The sequence below is a fragment of the Acinetobacter ursingii DSM 16037 = CIP 107286 genome (assembly GCF_000368825.1).
In the GTDB taxonomy this organism is placed as follows: Bacteria; Pseudomonadota; Gammaproteobacteria; order Pseudomonadales; family Moraxellaceae; genus Acinetobacter; species Acinetobacter ursingii.
Genome location: NZ_KB849710.1, coordinates 128,565 through 148,898, shown reverse-complemented (window position 1 = coordinate 148,898; position 20,334 = coordinate 128,565). Strand labels below are relative to the sequence as shown.

At 41.5% G+C, this 20,334-nt stretch carries 22 protein-coding genes; 6 read left to right on the top strand and 16 right to left on the bottom strand.

From position 1 onward, the window contains the following. Positions 1-58: 58 nt before the first annotated feature. The 5 genes from rnr to F944_RS00775 all read left to right on the top strand — a co-directional run bounded on the left by rnr (position 59) and on the right by F944_RS00775 (position 6,019). Complete coding sequence (rnr, locus tag F944_RS00795; protein ID WP_026039971.1) at positions 59-2,479, top strand: ribonuclease R; 2,421 nt, start codon at positions 59-61, stop codon at positions 2,477-2,479. A gap of 37 nt (positions 2,480-2,516) precedes the next feature. Continuing rightward, positions 2,517-3,116 (top strand): dihydrofolate reductase family protein, encoded by a 600-nt coding sequence (locus F944_RS00790; RefSeq protein ID WP_004985392.1) that lies wholly within the window; start codon positions 2,517-2,519, stop codon positions 3,114-3,116. Positions 3,117-3,277: 161 nt separating this feature from the next. Beyond that, positions 3,278-5,317, top strand: a complete 2,040-nt coding sequence (locus tag F944_RS00785; protein ID WP_004985390.1) for a M3 family metallopeptidase — start codon at positions 3,278-3,280, stop codon at positions 5,315-5,317. A gap of 42 nt (positions 5,318-5,359) precedes the next feature. Beyond that, positions 5,360-5,569 carry a YheV family putative zinc ribbon protein gene (locus F944_RS00780; RefSeq protein WP_004985388.1) on the top strand — a complete coding sequence of 70 codons (210 nt, stop codon included), beginning with the start codon at positions 5,360-5,362 and terminating at the stop codon, positions 5,567-5,569. 12 nt (positions 5,570-5,581) lie between these two features. Beyond that, positions 5,582-6,019 (top strand): hypothetical protein, encoded by a 438-nt coding sequence (locus F944_RS00775; protein WP_004985385.1) that lies wholly within the window; start codon positions 5,582-5,584, stop codon positions 6,017-6,019. Between the two features lie 297 nt (positions 6,020-6,316). Here F944_RS00775 and F944_RS00770 read toward each other — a convergent pair whose 3' ends face one another. From F944_RS00770 to F944_RS00750, 5 genes are all read right to left on the bottom strand, one after another. Continuing rightward, positions 6,317-8,515: a TRAP transporter large permease subunit gene (locus tag F944_RS00770; protein WP_010588897.1), complete on the bottom strand. Its 2,199-nt coding sequence runs from the start codon at positions 8,513-8,515 to the stop codon at positions 6,317-6,319. A 156-nt stretch (positions 8,516-8,671) separates the two neighbouring features. Continuing rightward, entirely contained in the window at positions 8,672-9,265 is a 594-nt protein-coding gene (rrtA, locus tag F944_RS00765; RefSeq protein ID WP_004985380.1) for a rhombosortase, read from the bottom strand. Between the two features lie 112 nt (positions 9,266-9,377). Next, a complete protein-coding gene (locus F944_RS00760; RefSeq protein ID WP_004985378.1) occupies positions 9,378-10,502 on the bottom strand; it encodes a hypothetical protein in 1,125 nt (374 codons plus the stop codon). A gap of 542 nt (positions 10,503-11,044) precedes the next feature. After that, positions 11,045-11,428, bottom strand: a complete 384-nt coding sequence (locus F944_RS17210; RefSeq protein WP_010588898.1) for a hypothetical protein — start codon at positions 11,426-11,428, stop codon at positions 11,045-11,047. Next, entirely contained in the window at positions 11,421-11,678 is a 258-nt protein-coding gene (locus F944_RS00750) for an FAD assembly factor SdhE (RefSeq protein WP_004985373.1), read from the bottom strand. Before F944_RS00750 ends, F944_RS17210 begins: the two co-directional genes overlap by 8 nt. A 188-nt stretch (positions 11,679-11,866) precedes the next feature. Here F944_RS00750 and F944_RS00745 point away from each other — a divergent pair, with 188 nt between their 5' ends. Beyond that, positions 11,867-13,039: an acyl-CoA dehydrogenase family protein gene (locus F944_RS00745; protein WP_004985371.1), complete on the top strand. Its 1,173-nt coding sequence runs from the start codon at positions 11,867-11,869 to the stop codon at positions 13,037-13,039. Positions 13,040-13,112: 73 nt separating this feature from the next. On the opposite strand, the gene F944_RS00740 is transcribed toward F944_RS00745, so the two are convergent. The 11 genes from F944_RS00740 to rpsE form a co-directional block, all read right to left on the bottom strand. Further along, positions 13,113-14,609, bottom strand: a complete 1,497-nt coding sequence (locus F944_RS00740) for a flavin-containing monooxygenase (RefSeq protein WP_004985369.1) — start codon at positions 14,607-14,609, stop codon at positions 13,113-13,115. 167 nt (positions 14,610-14,776) lie between these two features. After that, on the bottom strand, positions 14,777-15,154 hold the full coding sequence (gene rplQ / locus F944_RS00735; RefSeq protein WP_004924167.1) for a 50S ribosomal protein L17: 378 nt from the start codon (positions 15,152-15,154) through the stop codon (positions 14,777-14,779). 18 nt (positions 15,155-15,172) lie between these two features. Then, complete coding sequence (locus tag F944_RS00730) at positions 15,173-16,180, bottom strand: DNA-directed RNA polymerase subunit alpha (RefSeq protein ID WP_004924164.1); 1,008 nt, start codon at positions 16,178-16,180, stop codon at positions 15,173-15,175. An 18-nt stretch (positions 16,181-16,198) separates the two neighbouring features. Next, complete coding sequence (gene rpsD, locus F944_RS00725) at positions 16,199-16,822, bottom strand: 30S ribosomal protein S4 (protein WP_004985367.1); 624 nt, start codon at positions 16,820-16,822, stop codon at positions 16,199-16,201. Positions 16,823-16,834: 12 nt separating this feature from the next. Beyond that, positions 16,835-17,221 (bottom strand): 30S ribosomal protein S11, encoded by a 387-nt coding sequence (gene rpsK / locus F944_RS00720; protein ID WP_001040166.1) that lies wholly within the window; start codon positions 17,219-17,221, stop codon positions 16,835-16,837. Between the two features lie 19 nt (positions 17,222-17,240). Further along, positions 17,241-17,597, bottom strand: coding sequence for a 30S ribosomal protein S13 (rpsM, locus tag F944_RS00715; RefSeq protein ID WP_004985363.1), 357 nt, complete (start codon positions 17,595-17,597; stop codon positions 17,241-17,243). A gap of 108 nt (positions 17,598-17,705) precedes the next feature. Further along, the gene (rpmJ, locus tag F944_RS00710) at positions 17,706-17,822 is read right to left on the bottom strand and encodes a 50S ribosomal protein L36 (RefSeq protein ID WP_000867907.1); all 117 of its coding nucleotides are present in this window, start codon (positions 17,820-17,822) and stop codon (positions 17,706-17,708) included. A gap of 20 nt (positions 17,823-17,842) precedes the next feature. Continuing rightward, positions 17,843-19,162: a preprotein translocase subunit SecY gene (secY, locus tag F944_RS00705; protein WP_171063242.1), complete on the bottom strand. Its 1,320-nt coding sequence runs from the start codon at positions 19,160-19,162 to the stop codon at positions 17,843-17,845. 45 nt (positions 19,163-19,207) lie between these two features. Next, a complete protein-coding gene (rplO, locus tag F944_RS00700) occupies positions 19,208-19,648 on the bottom strand; it encodes a 50S ribosomal protein L15 (RefSeq protein ID WP_004985359.1) in 441 nt (146 codons plus the stop codon). Between the two features lie 3 nt (positions 19,649-19,651). Continuing rightward, positions 19,652-19,828, bottom strand: a complete 177-nt coding sequence (rpmD, locus tag F944_RS00695) for a 50S ribosomal protein L30 (RefSeq protein ID WP_004985357.1) — start codon at positions 19,826-19,828, stop codon at positions 19,652-19,654. Positions 19,829-19,834: 6 nt separating this feature from the next. Then, positions 19,835-20,332 carry a 30S ribosomal protein S5 gene (gene rpsE, locus F944_RS00690; RefSeq protein WP_004657688.1) on the bottom strand — a complete coding sequence of 166 codons (498 nt, stop codon included), beginning with the start codon at positions 20,330-20,332 and terminating at the stop codon, positions 19,835-19,837. Positions 20,333-20,334 lie beyond the last annotated feature (2 nt).

Below are 20,334 nucleotides of genomic sequence, written 5' to 3'. Positions count from 1 at the left end.
GCAGAATGTTCCTGCATAAGCTATGCTAAACTTATCTTCAAATATGAAGCCAAAAGACATTATGAAAAACTGGGTTGACCCTGAAGCGAAAGCGGAATCTGAACGTTACGATAATCCGATCCCGAGTCGTACGCTTATCTTAAATACACTCGAACAAGTCGACACGCCCCTTTCGCATGCCGAATTGGTCGATCATTTTGAAATCAAAGATCAAAAAAGTATCGATGCTTTAAGTCATCGTTTAAGCGCGATGGTTCGCGACGGTCAAATTGCCAAAGATGGTTTTAAGTTTCAGCTCCTTGGCGATCAACCGACTTTTGATGCAACGGTTTATATTAATAACAAAGGTCTGGGTTCAGCACATATCGATGGTCAAAATGATCTATTACTGCCTGAGCGCGAGTTACGTTTAGTATTTAATGGCGATCGGGTCAAAGTTCGTCAGACCTCTGTTGACCGTAAAGGCAAAGGATGGGGTTTTATTACTGAAGTCACGCAACATCGCGTGAAACAGCTCATTGGTAAAGTAGCAGAACATGAAGGTGAATTTCATATTCAACCTGCTGCACCCAATGCGCATCAGCCGATTCCTTTAGAAAAACAATTGGTTGAACATGCCCATGCCAAAGTGGGCGATTATTTGCGGATTGAAATTGACGATTATCCAACCCGCGAAGAATTTGCCACGGGTCATGTGATTCAATCCATGGCAGATAAAGCCGACACTGAGATTATTATTCCTCAGACTATTTTAGAATATGGTTTGCCTTATGAGTTTCCAAAAGAAGTCGTTGAGGAAGCAGAAAGTTTTAAAGAACCATCGAAAAAAGATATTGAAGGTCGTATCGACTTACGTGATTTGCCATTAGTGACCATTGACGGCGAAGATGCCCGCGATTTTGATGATGCGGTCTATGCTGAAAAACGCGCAGGTGGAGGTTACCGCGTGGTCGTGGCAATTGCGGATGTCAGTCATTATGTCCGTTTGGGCAAACCGCTTGATGATGAAGCGCAAGAACGTGGAACTTCAGTATATTTCCCACATTTTGTGCTCCCAATGTTGCCTGAAGCTTTATCCAATGGACTGTGTTCCTTAAATCCGCATGTCGATCGTTTATGTATGGTCTGTGATTTAAAACTCTCTCGTGCAGGTCGCGTGATGAGTTATGAATTTTATCCATCAGTGATGCATTCTCAAGCACGTCTGACCTATACACAGGTCGGTCAATATTTTGAAGGTAAAACGGATGCAATTCCTGCCGATAAATCGATTCAAAAATCACTAAATACCTTGTTCCAACTTTATCAAACGCTGAAAGAGCTACGCGCCAAACGTCATGCGATGGAGTTTGAAACTGTTGAAACTTATATGACTTTTGATGAGTTGGGTGGAATTAAGGAAATTTTACCGCGTACTCGAAATGAAGCGCATAAATTGATTGAAGAATGTATGTTGCTTGCCAATGTCGCGGCAGCCGAATATGCATTAGAACATGATATTCCGATGCTGTATCGTGTGCATGAAGCACCCGAATTTTCACGCATTCAAAAAGTCAAAGATTTTGTTAAATTACTAGGTTTACCGTTCCCTGATCAGCCAACACAGGCAGATTATCAACGTGTCATTGAAGCCACCAAAGATCGGATTGATGCACCAAGTATCCATGCAGTGTTATTACGCTCGATGATGCAAGCCTATTACGGCGCTAAAAATGCAGGTCACTATGGTTTGGCGTATGAAGCCTATACGCATTTTACTTCGCCAATTCGCCGTTATCCTGATTTATTGTTACATCGCTCGATTAAGGCGCATTTACAGCAAAAACCTTATCCTCTTTCTGGTGCAGCACTGGATGATGCAGGTGAACAGTTTTCCAAAACTGAACGCCGTGCCGATGAAGCGTCTCGTAGCGTAACGTCTTGGCTGAAATGTCACTATATGCAACAGCATTTAGGTGAAGAGTTTATTGGCATTATTAGTGCGGTAACTGAGTTCGGTTTATTTGTCACCTTAAAAGATTTATATGTAGACGGTATGATTCATGTCAGTCATTTGGGTGACGATTTCTTCCTTTACGATCAAGCGAGCCAAAGTTTAGTCGGGCAAAATCGTGGTCAAATCTTTGGTCTAGGTGATGAAGTCAAAATCAAAGTCGCTGCGGTAAATCTGGAAGAACGCAAAATTGATTTTGAACTAATTCAGCAAATTACCCATGCAGGTCGAATCATTCGGAGTCGTGCGCCACGAACTAGCAAAGCTCAAACCACTGAGCAAGTGTTTAATGCGCAAGGTGACAGCGTTGAATCTCATCAACAACCCTCACGCAAGAAAGAGAAATCGAAAAGTAAACCAAGTTCGTATGGTAAGAAGTCAGCTAAAAAAGCTGTTGCTCCCGTAGCAGTGAAGACTGAAAAACCCAAGAAAAAAACCAAGTCCAAACGTAAAAAGTCCAATGCCAAAAGCAAATCGGACAGTTAGATAGAACGGCCAGTTAATAGAACCAAGGAAGGTCATTATGGGAAAAGTCATAAGCGGTATGTGTATATCTGTGGATGGTTTTGTTGCTGGTCTGCATATGACCGAAGATAAACCTTTTGGTGAATTACCCAATATTCACCAAAGTTTATGTAAATGGTTATTTGGTCAAGCAGATCAAAATAAAAATGAAATCGCCAGCCTCACATCTGCGGGCGCGTTTATTATGGGTCGTAATATGTTTGGTCCAACTGGGGCACAATATAGTACGTGGCAAGGCTGGTGGGGTGAAGAACCGCCCTATCATGCGCCTGTTTTTGTTCTGACGCATACAGCACGTGACAGCCTGAGTTTACAAGGTGGAACGACTTTTTATTTTGTCACTGATGGAATATTGAGCGCACTTGAACAAGCAAAAAAATTGGCGGGCGATAAAGATGTTGCAATTGCAGGCGGTGCGCATACCGTTAATCAATATCTTAAAGCAGGGCTGATTGATGAGTTGTGGTTACATATCGTTCCCGTCATTGTCGGTCAAGGTCAACGTTTGTTTGAAGAAATGCCAGAGATCAATTTAGAAATATTAGAACAAAGAGGAACAGATTTGGTCACCCATATCAAATATCGCATCCTCAAATAACATTGGTTTTATGGACGTTACTCAGAATGATTGTTGGCCAAAATCAATAAAGCCAAATCATCACTGTGAGAAATCCGCTTAATAAATCTTTAGCCCAGCTTGATTTCCTTGCGTTAAACCCTTACATCTAGTCATAAGTTTAAAAAATTATGGCGAATACAATGACATTACAGCAAGCAACGCTTCCCGCTCCTCAATTTGATCACATCCAGCTAGACAGCCTAAAACAAGAGATCGAAAAAAATATTCATCAAGGTCAGCAGTTTTTAGACACTTTACAAAATGTTCCAACTGATTTTGCTGCGCAAATACATGTGTTGGAACAAATGGATGAACTTGAAAATAATATGAGCGAATCATGGGGCGTTTTGTCACATCTAAATGCCGTGATGAGCAATGCGCAAACCCGCGAAGTGTTTCAATCATTATTGCCTGCTCTAAGTGAATATTATACGCAGCTTGGGCAACATACGACGCTCTATCAAACGTATCAGCAGATCCATGATAGCGCTGAATTTTCTAGTTTAAGTGCCGCACAACAAAGTGCTATCCGTTTAGCCTTACGTGATTTTAAACTTTCAGGTGTTGCGCTTGAAGGTGAAGCCAAAAAACGTTACGCAGAAATCTCAGCACGTTTATCGCAGCTTTCTTCTGATTTTTCCAATCATGTGCTCGATGCAACTCAGGCCTATTTTAAACCTTTAAATGAAGCTCAACTTAAAGGCTTATCACAAAGCAGTATTGAGCTGCTTAAACAATATGGTCAACAGCGTGAACTGGATCAACCCGTGGCAACGCTAGATATGCCTGCTTACTTAGCCATTATGACCTATGCCGAAGACCGTGATTTACGCGAAGCGTTATATAAAGCTTATACCACCCGCGTTTCAGATCAATCCGATCATAAAGAGTTTGATAATACTGAGGTGATGGAAGAAATCCTAAAACTACGTCAGGAAATGGCTGTATTACTTGGTTTTCATAATTTTGCAGAATATTCACTGGCGAGCAAAATGGCGCCTGATGTACAAACGGTACATAAATTTTTGGTTGATCTGGCTGAACATGCAAGCGCGCCTGCTCAACAGGAAGTAGCGGAACTGAAAACCATTGCACAACAAGATGGTATTGAACAATTACAACCTTGGGATAGTGGTTATTATTCAGAAAAACTTAAACAGCAGCAATTTAATTTGTCTCAGGAAACCCTGAAACCGTATTTCCCAGCACCCAAAATTATTCAAGGGTTATTTCAGATCGTAAATCGCTTATATGGCGTTCAGATTGTTGAGCGTCAAGCACCCGTTTGGCATCCTGATGTCCATTATTATGAACTTGAAGACCAAGGCAAAGTCATTGCAGGATTCTATTTTGACCTCTATGCACGTAACGGTAAACGGGGTGGCGCATGGATGAGTGGTTTCCGTTCGCGTATGCAAACGAAACAGGGTTTACAAAAACCGATTTGTTATATGGTCTGTAACTTTACTCCACCTGTGGGCAATCAGCCTGCATTACTCACCCATGATGAGGTCAATACACTATTTCATGAGTTTGGACATGGCTTACATCATATGCTGACTGAGGTCGATAATATTTCGGTCGCAGGCACACACGGCGTAGCATGGGATGCTGTAGAGCTTCCAAGCCAGTTTATGGAGTTTTGGACATGGGACAAAGAAAGTCTGGATGTCCTCAGTGAACATATTGAAACCAAGCAAGCCTTGCCTGAAGAATTATTGAGCGCATTGTTAAATGCTCGCTTTTTTCAGTCAGGAATGCAGACCCTTAGACAGATTGAATTTGCTTTGTTCGATTTGACCATTCATTCCAAAAATCCTGCACTAAACAACACACAAATTCAGTCCGTTTTAGATGGAATTCGCAGTCAATTTTCAGTATTGCCAACTGCCTCATATAACCGTTTTCAAAACAGTTTTAGTCATATTTTTGCAGGCGGTTATGCGGCAGGATATTACTCTTATAAATGGGCTGAAGTGCTTGCCAGTGATGCCTTTGACCGATTTGAAGCAGAAGGTATTTTCAACACAAAAACAGGACACGAGTTCCGCGAAGCGATTCTTGCGGTGGGTGGCAAAGATACGGCTTTAGAAGCATTTGTTAACTTCCGAGGTCGTGAACCCAAAATTGATGCATTATTACGTCATCAGGGTTGGACGAGCGACCCTAAAACGGCTTAAACTAAACATTAAAATGTTCGTAAGTGGTTGGGAAGTGACAAAATGAAACGTCGGTTTATTGCAGGTGCTAAATGTCCAAAATGCGGTGCCACAGATCGGATTGTCATGCTCACCACAAACGACGACGAATGGATTGAATGTATCGAGTGCGACTATAGTGAAAATCGTCCTACTCATGTTGAAGAACCCGATATTCCCGCAGTTGCAGATGAAGTCGGAGTGATACAGTTCAAACCACGTCGTTCAAAATAAAAGGTTTAAGCAATGACGTTAGAACAACGCCATAACTCTCGTTTGTTATGGATTATTATTGGGGGCATCAGCATCGTTGTGTTGTTATTTTTAGCTGCACAATGGTTTTTTGCTGAGAATCAAAATGAATCAGAAAAAACTCAAACATCAACCACCGAAACGCAAACAAAGTTATCCAATTCAACACAACCATCGACAAAAAATGCCGATGTATCTGCTGCAAGCGAGCCTGCACCAAGTACTTTAGTGGATGACTCTATCCTAAAAACGCCCGTGCCAGATCATCCTTCCCTTGCAAAAGAGGAAATCGCCAAACTTGATGATATTCAATCACAACTTAAAGATCAGAAATCAACGCTCCAAGCCCAACATCAGGATGCCGATACGTTGATTAAACTGAAAGAGGAACAAATTAAGTTACTTGAAGCACAATTGGCCGAGCAAAAATAAAGTCTATACTTTAAAACTTGGGTTTGTGCATCACAGACCCAACTTTTACTATCAATAAAAAATCTGTATTAAAGTGCCAAAAAATACGCGCTATAACTTATATAGAAAATGCTTAAATCAAATTATTCGGCTTTAGCCTGTTTACTTATTTACGCCTTAAAGAACGAAGCCTGTTAATTCGCGATCCAAAATACCTCTGGTAATAAATCACTGAATAAAGTCTAGTTTGATGATGCGATTGATTTCAATCGTAAAAAATAAAGCACCCAAAGGTGCTTTATTTTTTATCTTTGCAGATTAATGATACCAACCGAACATCTTGAAGATATAAGGTGCAAAGGTCACAATCATTAACGCTGGAAATAGCACCATGATCGGCAATAACCAACGCTCATAGCGATAATAGAAACTGGTATATTTTTCCTTAGCTTCACGATCTGCTGCTGCAACCTCTTCATCACCGACTGATAACCTCGTCAACAAATGATTCAGTGCAACTGGTGGTGTGACATAACCCAACTCGAAGGCAACCAGTACAATCATCCAGAAGTGAATCGGGTGAATACCATTTTCGTAGGCGACTGGAGCAATAGTTGCGGCCACCAAAATCACCGCACCAAATGGATCGGTACACATTCCAATCAAAGCCAATAGCATCGCAATAAAGAACAATGAAATATAAATGCTACCTAAATGAGTCGGTAAATATTCCACGATTTCGGTACGTTCAATCAGACCACCAACACTCGCAGAAAGCGCCATCAAGATAATCAATGCGCCGATATGCCCGACGGTCTCTGCTGTGGCAAAGTGCATAGAGCTGAAAAAACCACGACGATATTGGTCACTTTGCGCGCCATGCTCACGTAAGTAAGGAGAATCCTGCTCATGTTGCTTAACTAAAGATTCATGCGCTTCTACTTGAGGAATGTATTCTGGCTCTTTACGCAACTTGTCAAACAGAATAATCGCAATCAATACCAGTGGTAAAATCACAGGTGCAGTGAATTCGTTCATACTGGTGTCTAGACCATATTTGTAGAACGCCAAAACTATCACTGTGATCACGATATAAGGAATTACAGGCATGAAAGCACGTAACATGCCTGGAATCGCAACTTTAGGTGAATTCACACGGAATTTGGTTTCAGCAAGCAGTAACGACACGCCTAAGAAAATAAATGCCGTCAACCAGAATACATAGAAGCCATGATCAAACAACTCATCAGACGTGACATGACGGCTATCCAGCATTGCAATCAGAACCACCAGTAGACATGGGCGGATCACTACCCCCAATGAACCCGACATGGCAGAGACAGCCAATGCATATTGACGACGTGCGCCCGAGTTCCAGACTTCTTTATAGATAATCGCACCTGCTGCGATCACGAAAATCCCTGAAGCGCCTGTATAAGCTGTCGGAATTGCCGCTGCTAAGAGAATGAGCCAAGTCAGAGTTTCAGGTGCAAGATTCCACGGACGTAAAATGTTCAGGAACAAATCCATCACACGCGTCTGAGTTAACAACATACCCGCCCAGATAAACAAGGCAAGATTCAAGAAGATCCCTGAGAATTCGACCAGAATACTCAAATAAATCCCTTGCCCCATTGGGTAATCCATAAAGAAGGTAAATGCAATACCTGTCAAAATGGACATAAAAGCATACAAAGGGATACTGAGTAAGGCTAAGCCAAAGTTTCCACCCGGCAATGCCGTTTTTGGAATTCTGAAGAGTTGGTATACACTAATTAAGGTCAATATCCCAAATAAGCCCATCCATAACCATGCAATGACCAATGTTTCAGTGGTCAATGTCACACCTGAATTGATCAGGGAACGATATTGGCTCACAGTAGATGCGGTTAATAGTGCATTCCCCAGCACCATCGCCACTGAATAAACACGGAAATCAACACGCGTTTTTGGACTACGTAGACCAATATGATGAATTTTCAAGCTGGCTGTAATGGCAGCAAAGAACACCATAATCAGTAGGAAAATCGTACGATTCTCTGTACCAAATTTAAAAATACCAAAGAAAGTGGTTTCCATGGTGCGATAAGCACGAAGCGATGGATGCGATTCAATATGCTTCATCGCTTTATCGTAAAACTGATACTTTTCTTCACACAGTTGTTGTGCTGCCAATAATGAAGCACGGACGTCTGATTCAGATGCTGCACCAAAGAAGTCAGCAAACTCATCGTGTTTATTGGCTTGCATCTGTTGCTGAACTTGCGCATCGATATTTGGATGGCGCTCACAGTCTGGTTTTTGTGGTTCAGCGCGTAAAAAAGAATATTGCATCCCACTTGCAGGATCACCATATAAACGCTCACCCATACGTAACATCTGACCATGGATCATTTCACCTGTTCCAATAATCAGTGTTAGCAATAACATAATGAGGATGACGTATGTTGAAATCCATTCGTTCCAGATATAACTCAGGAGACCCAAGCCAGATCTATTTTCTTGATTTTCTTGCATGTCTTTTCCAATTTTTTTTGCAGCATCACCCAAACCAGCGATAGTTTTAAGTGATCTCTCCTTGGCAACGGGTTGTTCCATCCCCCATTGCAGTCCTTTTCCATTGTTTAAATTTGCAACATACCTTTCCATTAAAGAATGGCTTGATCGCAACTTTTAGCGGTTTATTTTGTCAACTTTCTCGTATTTCAGTTTTTGTTTGAGTAAATAGGCACTTCCTGCCAGTATTCCACCGAGAGCACCTAACCAATGTGCCTCAACTAATACAGGACTGCCAATGAGTTGTGCAGTACGGCTATTACCCCACGTATTTTCCCAGATAATTTTAATGACAATCAGCGCTAGAACCAAAAGAGCAAAATTACGTTCTTTGGGATATTTTAAATACACGATCGCAACAGCAACATACATACCATGCAACACACCAGATAAGCCTGCATAAGCTTCAATATGAGGCATAAACCAGTAAAATATGACACTAATAAATGGCGATAACACCATCAATAATAAGGTCATATGCCGTGTTCTGGCATGAGGAAAAATAAAAGGCAAACAGGCAAACGCCAACATATTCAGTAGAAAATGTATCCAACCGACATGCACCCAATGCGCCGTCCATAAACGCCAGAATTCGGTTAATAAAGCAGGTCGCCAGTAAATAAACCAATCTGAAAAAACCTGTAAACATGCTGAAATGGAAATACATAGCGCGACAAAAATCACTTTTTTAATGAGATCTTCATCTTTCATGATTTGCCCTCCATTCACATGTGCAAAAGGGATCAGGTGTTTTCCAACAGCCTCATCCCCTCCACGATCAAGTCAAATATCCAGTTCTTTAAGCTTTTTCGACTTCCTTGAATTACTCAGCTGGCTTTTCCTCAACAGGCATCGATTGAGAATCAGCATTACTCTCACTCGTTGCATCAGCACTACTAGCACCTGCACCGCCATCATTAAATAAATCTTCTAGCTCTGAAGATGTTTTATTTTGCTCATCCCAGAAAGTGGTCATCCCATCATCGCCAGTACGCACACCTGTATGCTCAGTCCAGTAACGATCCGAAATACCACGAATCATCACCCCTGCCATTGCATCAAATAGTCTGAAATTCGGATTAACTGGCTTATCATCACCACGTGACTCAGCGTATGATCTAAGCGCATCACGAATTTTATTATCATCGCCACTGGCTTGCGCTGCAACCGCATATAACGCGTGAGGTAAGCGAACGCCTTTTTGTTCACCAATTTGCATGGATTGTTTTAAAGTCACATAAGGATCAGGTTTACCTTCATCAGCCCCCGGCAATAAAGTCCAGATGACAGCGCGGGTTGCATTTGGTACACCCCAAAATTTGGTGTTGTCCAAACAAGCCATACTCCGTTCAACAATGCCTGCAATATCTTTAGGTACATTGACATCACCGCCAGAATTGATGTCATTGGTTACAGCCTGCAAACCACTTAACAATCCAAGCATATAAGTCAGTTGATCCTTGTCGCTACGCATTTTTGGACAAGATTCACCTAAATGATATTTATATTTACTTTCCCAACGCTGTGCAAATAATTGGTAAGCATTATATTGACGCTGTGCAGCAATTGCAGCCCAACGTTTTTGTTCAATGCGTGCATCTTGGGCTTCCGTTACCTGCCCCGCTTTAGAAGCACGCAAATAACGTAATTCACCTTCTAATGCCTGATTCTCTGCACACATTCCTGCACCAGCGTACAATAATACTGCCATATTGGTCGGGTCGGCACCCATATCTTTCGTCGCCATAATCGCTGGCGTTAATGCATTCCCAGAATTACAGATCATATCCACATCACCCATTGCCAAAATAGGTGGAACAATATGATTTTCACTAAAATTCAAGGCAACATTGGCACCTGATTTAATCACATAGGAACATCCAGACAATACAGATGAGGCAAGAACAGCAACGGCCAAACCCTGACCTATTTTGAATACTTTTGGCATTTTCTATCCCTCGAAATCATTTTATTTTTCCTTTGCGTTGTACCTTATCAGATGCACAAGGCGAATAAAAGAGCAATTACTCTAATATTAATCACGTAATATGACATAAAAAAATAATGAAAAGATTGGCTTTTTTCTTGTGTTTATACAAATTTTAGGCAAAAAAAAGTAGCATTGCGACGGTTCAGCACATGCTACTTGTTAACTGAGAATGGGTTGTACTCTTATTTATTGATGGTGTTCAATATAATCCCTGAGTAAAGTTCCTGCTCGTCCTATAACCACTGCCAAAACAAAAGCAATGACTGGAAACAACCACGTTGGAATATCGATCATTTCTGACCTCCTTCACACTTTACGTTGGTATTTGTACTTTAACTGAAGTCTTTGAGACACAACTTTAAAATTGTTAGACAATGCCTGTTTAGGCTGTTTTTTCAATGATTTGATCAGACAATATGCACCTAGATTTCATTTAAATAACTTAACACTCTGATTTTAATCTATTTTAATTTTATTCTATTTTTTAAATTGTTTAACAATTAAACCAGTTTTGCCATGACTTTGAGCTGTTTCCATTGATTTAAACTCACTTGATCACGCCAAATGATCTGCGAATTGCGATTTTGCTTAAAATATAGAACTATATAAATGTGGTGATCTATCACACGATAAAGCTGCACATGTTCAATTTTGCTGTGATTGCGCCATTGAATTGACCAAAGGTCTTGATCGAGATAAGCCAAAGAGCGCATTTTCGAACGTCTCAAGAACGCAAGATAAGCAATGATTGCCAAAAATATCGCAATTAAAAATATATAAAATGGAAAAAGCTGAAACCAGATAATTCCGATCAATAGCAACATTCCCAACTGAAACAACAGGGCAAGCAAGCTGCGTTTCAGTTGAAATTGATGATTAACCATGCACGTAATGCTTGAGTTTCAAAATAAAAGTTTTGAGCTCTGGCTTCGGTGGCTCTGATACTTCCATAAACCAATCCAGTAAATCTGGATCTTCCTGATCAACCAATTCAGCAAAAAGTGCTTTTTCTGCGGGTTCAGCGCTCAGGTAATGATTACGGACATAAGGATCAAAATAGACATCAATTTCTTTCAGGCCGCGTCGCGCACGATAAATCACCTTGCGCTCTTCGAGCGTAAGTTCTTCAGACATTAGATTCCCCAAGTCGATAAAAAACCCCGCTAGTTTAACCGATCAGCATAGGTTTGTGGGTAATTGATTGAGCTGAATGACTAAATCCATCATTCGCACTTCACTTTTGAGCATTCATCCTATTGTTTGCCTGAGTCAGATGATTTTTACTTTCTGCTGAGAAAATAAACTGCAAGGATACAATAACAATGCAATCAGCTGCGATTCGTCCCATTCCTAATATGCTGGAGCGCAATCTTTTTAATGAAGAGCATGAAGCCTTCCGTGAAACTGTACGTAAATTTTACGAAAAAGAAGTAGTTCCCAATATTGAAAAATATGAAAAACAACAACATGTTGATCGTGATTTATGGAACAAGGCAGGTGATTTGGGATTGTTATGTACCACCATGCCTGAACAATATGGTGGTTCTGGAGTAGATCGTCTTTACAGTATGATTTTGATTGAAGAACAGGCCTATGCCATGGACTCCAGTACTGGATTTTCATTACACTCTGATATCGTTGCCAATTACATTAATAATTTTGGTCATGAACAACAAAAACAGAAGTGGCTGCCAAAAATGGCAAGTGGAGAAGTCGTCACTGCGATTGCCATGACCGAACCAGGGACAGGTTCAGACTTACAAGCTGTGCGTACTTCTGCTGTTTTAGATGGCGATGAATATGTCATCAATGGCTCTAAAATTTTTATCACCAATGGCTATTTATGCGATATGGCCATTGTAGTGTGTAAAACAGGCAATAATGAAAAGGGTTCAGCCAATTTATCCTTAATCATCGTTGAAGCTGATCGAGTTGGTTTTAGTAAAGGCAAACCGCTGAATAAAATTGGGATGAAAGGTCAGGATACTTGCGAATTATTCTTTGATAATGTTCGCGTCCCTAAAGAAAATTTATTGGGTATGGAAGGTATGGGCTTCATGATGCTCATGAAAGAGTTGGCATGGGAGCGCATGTTAGTTGCCATTATCTGTCAGGCAGGTGCTGAAGCTGCTTTTGCTCATACAGTTCAATACACCAAAGATCGTAAAGCTTTTGGTAAACCAATTGGATCATTTCAAAATACACGGTTCAAACTCGCTGAACTCCGTACTGAAATCGACTTTTGTAGAACGTATTTAGATCGCTGTATGCAATTACAACTCGAAGAACGATTAGGGATAGATGCAGCCGCAGCAGCCAAATATAAAATTTCAGACATGTTCTCCAAAGTCGTGGATGATTGTTTACAACTTCATGGTGGCTATGGCTATATGCTGGAATATCCAATTGCTCGCGCCTATATCGACAACCGAGCAAATCGCATCTATGCAGGAACCAATGAAATTATGAAAGAATTGATTTCGCGGACACTCTGATCGTTAATCCATCTTTGCTAATGCAATGAAAAAGGAGCTTATCTAAGCTCCTTTTCTAATTTACATATCGAGATTATGAAACTAATTTTGGCTTGGATTTACGCTCAATGCTTGCATCTACTTTATGAAACTTTAAAACGCCATCATCAAAACGCGCATTTTTAAGTGCCTTACGATCTGCCAGATAGTTATTAGTCACTTTCCACGGTGCATGCTTACCTTGTTTTGGCATCACACTGGCGGCACGTGCGATATAACCTGATGACAGACTTCCCATCACGGTATCATCCATTAACTCGGTTTGATCACCTTCTGGAATGACTTCATCATAGCCATTTTTATCCATATAATTCAGCAAACGACAAATATAGTCTGCGGCGACATCCACTTTGAGTGTCCATGACGCATTAATATAACCGATGATCATCGCCATATTCGGTACATCACTGACCATGACACCCTGATACAGCATTGATTTTGAAGTATCCAGAGGCTGTCCATCGATTGTCCCTTTAATCCCACCCAAAATCTGGATTTCTAGACCTGTTGCAGAGACCACAATATCTGCATCCAAGTGTTTGCCTGATTTTAGCTGAATACCTGTTTCAGTAAATTTCTCAATCTGATCGGTTTCCACGCTAGCCTTACCAGAACGCAAAATCTTAAATAAATCACCATCAGGTACGACACACAAACGCTGATCCCAAGGATTATAGCTCGGCGTAAAGTGCTTCATATCCACTTTACCCTTAAGCTGCATTTCAATTGATTTTAAAAGCAGTTTACGCACTAACTGTGGTTGCTTCTGAGATAAGGCATAAATACCACGTTGCATGCCGATATTGCGCGCACGTGTTAATTTATATGCCACATCTTCTGGTAAAAGCTTACGCATTTTGTCATAGACAAAATCGATTGAAGGAATAGACGCAATATAAGTTGGCGAGCGCTGTAACATCGTGACATGCCCTGCCCCCCCTTTTGCCATTGCTGGCACCAACGTAATCGCAGTCGCGCCACTACCAATAATCACCACCTTCTTGCCTGTATAGTCCAGATTTTCAGGCCAATGCTGTGGATGAATAAATTGACCTTTGAAAATATCCTTATTTGGAAAATCAGGTTCAAAGCCATGATCATAATTATAATAACCCGTACATCCGACGACAAAATTCGCAATCCAAGTTTGCCTTTTTTGATTGGCATCTTCAATTTCGACAAACCATTTTTTCTTGGCTGTATCATAATTGGCTGTAAGTACGCGATGCTTAAAATGAATTTTTTTCTTTAAATCAAATTCATCAACCACTTCGCCTAGATATCCCTTAATTGCGGGGCCAGCCGCGAGTACATTTGCACTACGCCATGGTTTAAAATTAAAACCGAAAGTCGACATATCAGAGTCAGAGCGAATGCCAGGATAACGAAATAAATCCCAAGTTCCACCAATACTGTCACGACGTTCAATAATTTCAAATTGACGTTGTGGAGAATTCTTAGCAAGATGTGCCGCAATTCCAATCCCAGAAATACCTGCACCTACAATTAATACATCAACGATCTTTTCCATGTTGTTTTTATAACCTTGAGAACTGTTCCATTTTATTAAAGCACAAATTTGACAATGTGCAATGTCAAGTTTGGGTCATTTGTCGCTTTTTCTTATCACTTGGGGACAATTTTTCAAAAGGCAAAAAAAAGATCGGTAAAAACCGATCTTTTTCTTGAATAAGTATCTTATTCTGCTGAAGTGTTTACTTCACGATCTACAAGCTCAACATAAGCCATTGGTGCAGCATCACCTGCACGGAAGCCCGCTTTAAGCACACGTAGATAACCGCCGTTACGTTCTTTGTAACGAGGGCCAAGTACGGTAAATAATTTACCTACAGTTGCAGCTGAACGAGTACGAGCAAACGCCAAACGACGGTTTGCTACTGTATCGTTTTTTGCTAGAGTGATTAAAGGCTCAGCAACACGACGTAATTCTTTTGCTTTAGGCACAGTTGTTTTAATCAACTCGTGTTCAAACAAAGAATTCGCCAAGTTTTGGAACATCGCTTTACGATGGCTGCTTGTACGGCCTAATTTCACACCACTATTACGATGACGCATGGTGATAGTCCTACTTAATTAACGGCTACGATAGGCGAAACGATCGTCCATGCGTAAACTAGCAGGTGGCCAGTTTTCTAAACGCATGCCGAGTTGCAAGCCTTTCGAAGCTAAAACATCTTTAATCTCAGTCAACGATTTTTTACCTAAGTTAGGAGTTTTTAACAACTCAACTTCAGTACGTTGAACAAGATCACCAATGTAGTAAATATTTTCTGCTTTCAAACAGTTAGCAGAACGAACAGTAAGCTCTAGATCATCTACTGGACGAAGCAAGATTGGGTCAACTTCTTCACGAGGTTCTTGAGCCACTGGTGCCTGATCTTTCTGAAGATCAACAAAAATTGCAATTTGTTGTTGCAAGATTGTTGCCGCTTTACGGATCGCTTCTTCAGGATCAACAGTACCATTGGTTTCAAGATCAATGACCAGTTTATCAAGGTCAGTACGTTGTTCAACACGCGCATTTTCAACGGTGTAAGAAACACGTTTGATTGGGCTATAAGAAGCATCTAACTGTAGACGACCTACAGGACGTGTTTCACCTTCAGGGAAACGCGAGTCAGAAGTTTCATAACCACGACCTTGAGAAACTTTCAGGCGCATTTTAATTGAACCTGAAGCACTCAATGTGCCGATCAAATGCTCTGGGTTAACCACTTCAACATTATGCGGTAAACGAAGATCCGCAGCAGTAATATCGCCAGGACCTTGTTTTTCCAATGTCAAATATGCTTCATTTTGATCGAACAGCTTAATAGACAATCCTTTTAGGTTCAGCAAGAGCTCGACGATGTCCTGCTGCAAGCCTTCTAAAGTACTGTACTCGTGCTCGACGCCTTCTATTTCCACTTCAACCACAGCAGCGCCAGGCAAAGAAGACAATAGAATGCGACGTAAAGCATTACCTAGAGTATGGCCAAAGCCACGCTCTAAAGGCTCCAGAATCACTTTTGCCGAGGTCCCGCTCACCGCTTCGACCTTGATCGCTTGCGGAGTTAGAAACTCGTTTGCAGTACGCGTCATTTATTGCTACCTCAAGGATTATTTAGAATACAATTCTACAATCAAGCTTTCGTTGATTTCAGCAGGTAGATCAGAACGATCTGGTGCAGCTTTGAACGTACCTTCAAACTTAGAATGATCAACTTCCATCCAAGCAGGAATACCACGTTGAGCAGCTAATTCAATTGCGTTTTTGATACGTAATTGTTGTTTAGCACCTTCATGTACTGCAATCACATCACCCGCTTTTACTTGAATAGACGCAATGTTAACACGACGGCCATTTAAAGTAATAGAACGGTGAGATACGAGCTGACGAGCTTCTGCACGTGTAGAACCAAAACCCATGCGATAAACTACGTTATCAAGGCGGCTTTCAAGCAATTTCAACAAGTTTTCACCTGTTGCACCTTTTACACGAGCAGCTTCTTTATAGTAATTACTAAATTGACGCTCTAACACACCGTACATACGACGTACTTTTTGTTTTTCACGTAATTGTAGTGAATACTCAGATTGCTTACCGCGAGCTTGGCCATGTTGACCAGGCGCTTTAGCATGTTTTTTAGTTTTGACGTCAAACGGTTTAACGCCAGATTTTAATTGCAGGTCTGTCCCTTCGCGGCGAGAGAGTTTGCATTTTGGACCAATATAACGAGCCATGAATGTTTCTCCTTACACGCGACGTTTTTTAGGTGGACGGCAACCGTTGTGAGGGATTGGAGTCACATCGGTAATGCTGTTGATCTTATAACCCACTGCGCCTAATGCACGAACCGCAGACTCACGACCTGGACCAGGACCTTTTACAAGGACGTCTAGGTTTTTCAAACCGTAATCCAAAGCTGCTTTACCAGCAACTTCAGCAGCTACCTGAGCAGCAAACGGAGTTGATTTACGTGAACCACGGAAGCCTTGTCCACCTGAGGTGGCCCAAGCCAATGCATTACCTTGACGATCGGTAATCGTAACAATGGTGTTATTAAAAGACGCGTGAATGTGTGCAACACCTTCAGAGACGGTACGGGTGACCTTCTTGCGTGTGCGAGTATCTTTAGCCATCTTTTAGCTTCCAGAAATCTTACTTTTTAATCGGTTTGCGCGGACCTTTACGGGTACGTGCGTTAGTTTTGGTGCGTTGTCCACGGACAGGCAAGCTGCGACGATGACGAAGACCACGATAGCAGCCTAAATCCATTAAACGTTTAATGTTCATGGAAATTTCACGACGTAAATCACCTTCGGTTGGAACCTTGGCAACTTCTGCGCGAATCGCATCAAGCTGAGCATCATCCAACTCACGAATTTTTGTTGTTGGTGCAATACCTACAGCAGCTAAGATGTTCTTAGATGTGTGGCGACCAATACCAAAAATATACGTAAGTGAGATAACAGCATGCTTGTTATCCGGAATGTTTACACCGGCAATACGAGCCATTCACTTTTCTCCAAAAAGGCAGTAGATAAATCAACCGCCCCACAAAAAAACTTTGAGGGGCGGATATTAACCTAATTCGCCTACTGAAATCAACAGGTCTTGATCAGATTAACCTTGACGCTGCTTATGACGAGGTTCTGCGCTGCAAATCACGCGAATAACCCCATTACGACGGATAACTTTACAGCTACCACAAATTTTCTTTACAGAAGCTTGTACTTTCATGATGAAACCTCTAAGTGCGCTTATCCCTTAGGATGAGCAGTCGTTTTTCTCATTAACGTTTGATTGTCATATTGATGTGAAGTCAGGTGCGCTTGAAGTTGCGCCATAAAGTCCATCACCACTACAACAACAATTAACAACGATGTACCACCGAGGTGAAATGGAATTCCAAATGAACTTTGCAGAATCATTGGCATTAAACACACTACAGTAATATAAATCGCGCCGATAAAAGTCAAACGATTCAAAATATGATCTAAATAACGAGCCGTTTGCTCCCCTGGGCGTATACCAGGTACATATGCACCGCTACGTTTTAAATTTTCTGAAACTTCTTTCGGACTGAACACCAGTGCTGTATAGAAATAACAGAAGAAAATAATTAACGCACCGAAAAGCATGAGATATAACGGCTGTCCAGGCGATAACACGAGTGCCAAATCTTGCAAAGCACGTTTCACAATTCCTGCATTTGGATCAGCACTTCCAAGCCATTGACCTAAACTCGCTGGAAATAATAACAGTGAGCTGGCAAAAATTGCTGGAATAACACCTGCCATATTAATTTTTAATGGCAAATGTGTTTGCTGTGCAGTAAACACACGACGACCTTGCTGTTTTTGTGCATAGTTGACTGGAATCCGACGCTGTGCTTTCTCAATGAAAACAATTGCAGCAAGAACTGCAAGTGATAACAAAGCAAATACAGCCATTCCAATTAAACTGCCTTGACCATTTTGTACAGAAGTAAAGCCCTGAATCACCTGATTCGGCAATCCCGCAACAATCCCTGCAAAAATAATCATGGAAATACCATTACCAATACCACGTTCGGTAATTTGCTCTCCAAGCCACATCAAAAACATCGTTCCAGCGACCAATGAAGTCACTGCTGGAACATAAAATGCCAGACCTGAAGTCAAAGTAATCCCCTGACTGATCAAGCCTGCACACATCCCTACCCCCTGCACCAAAGCAAGGAACAAGGTGCCATAGCGTGTGTATTGATTGATTTTACGTTTGCCTTGCTCGCCTTCTTTTTTCAAAGCTTCTAACGATGGAACAACCGTTGACATCAACTGCACGATGATCGATGCAGAGATGTACGGCATAATTCCCAAAGCCAGAATTGACATACGTTCTAATGCACCGCCAGAGAACATGTTAAATAAACCCAAGAAGGTTCCTTCATTGGCTTTAAAAAAACGGGCTAGCGCTACATTATCAATACCCGGTAACGGAATATGCGCTCCTAGTCGAAAGACCAACAATGCACCAACCAAGAACATTAATCGGCGAATAATTTCACGATATTTCACATGAAATGGTTGTCCTTTCATCATGTTGACATGACCTGAAGAACTAGGAGACATAGCCACTCGGTATTACTCCTCGACTTTACCGCCAGCCGCTTCAATCGCAGCTTTAGCGCCTTTAGTCAAAGCAACACCTTGCACTGTAAACGCGCGAGTTACTTCACCAGAAAGAACAACACGTGCACGAGTCTGATCACGACGAACTACGTTCGCAGCTTTCAAAGTTTCAAGTGAAATAATATCACCTTCAACTTTTGCAAGTTCAGACAAGCGTACTTCCGCAGTTTTCAATGCGATTTGGCTAGTGAAACCGAATTTAGGCAAACGACGATAAATCGCTGTTTGACCACCTTCAAAGCCTGGACGAACGCCACCACTTTTACGTGATTTTTGGCCTTTAACACCACGGCCACCAGTTTTACCAACGCCAGAACCGATACCACGACCCAAGCGACGATGTTCACGCTTTGCACCTTCAGCAGGTGAAAGTTCATTTAAACGCAGAGTCATGGCTTATTCCTCTACACTAACCATATAGTAGACTTTGTTGATCATACCGCGGTTAGAAGGCGTATCTTGCACTTCTACAGTATGACCAATACGACGCAGACCTAAACCTTGAAGGCAAAGTTTGTGATTTTTCAAACGATGCGAAGCAGATTTAGTCTGGGTAACTTTAATCGTTTTCATGATTGATTACCCTTGAATTTGTTCTACTGAAAGACCACGTTTTGCAGCAACTTTCTCAGGAGAAGTCATATCACGCAAACCTTTAAAAGTCGCGTTTACAACGTTCGCCGCATTCGTAGAACCATAACATTTAGCAAGTACGTTATGTACACCAGCAGCTTCCAAAACAGCACGCATCGCGCCACCAGCAATTACGCCAGTACCTTCAGAAGCAGGTTGCATGTATACACGGCTTGCACCATGACGAGCATTCACAGGGTGTTGCAATGTAGTACCAGCAAGGTCTACAGTAATCATGTTGCGACGTGCAGCTTCAAGCGCTTTAGAAATAGCAGCTGGAACTTCACGTGCTTTACCACGACCAAAACCTACACGACCATTCCCATCACCCACAACTGTTAATGCTGTGAAAGAGAAGATACGACCACCCTTAACAACTTTGGCTACACGGTCAACGGCAACCAGCTTTTCAACAAGACCTTCGTTTTGTTCAACTTTAGCCATGA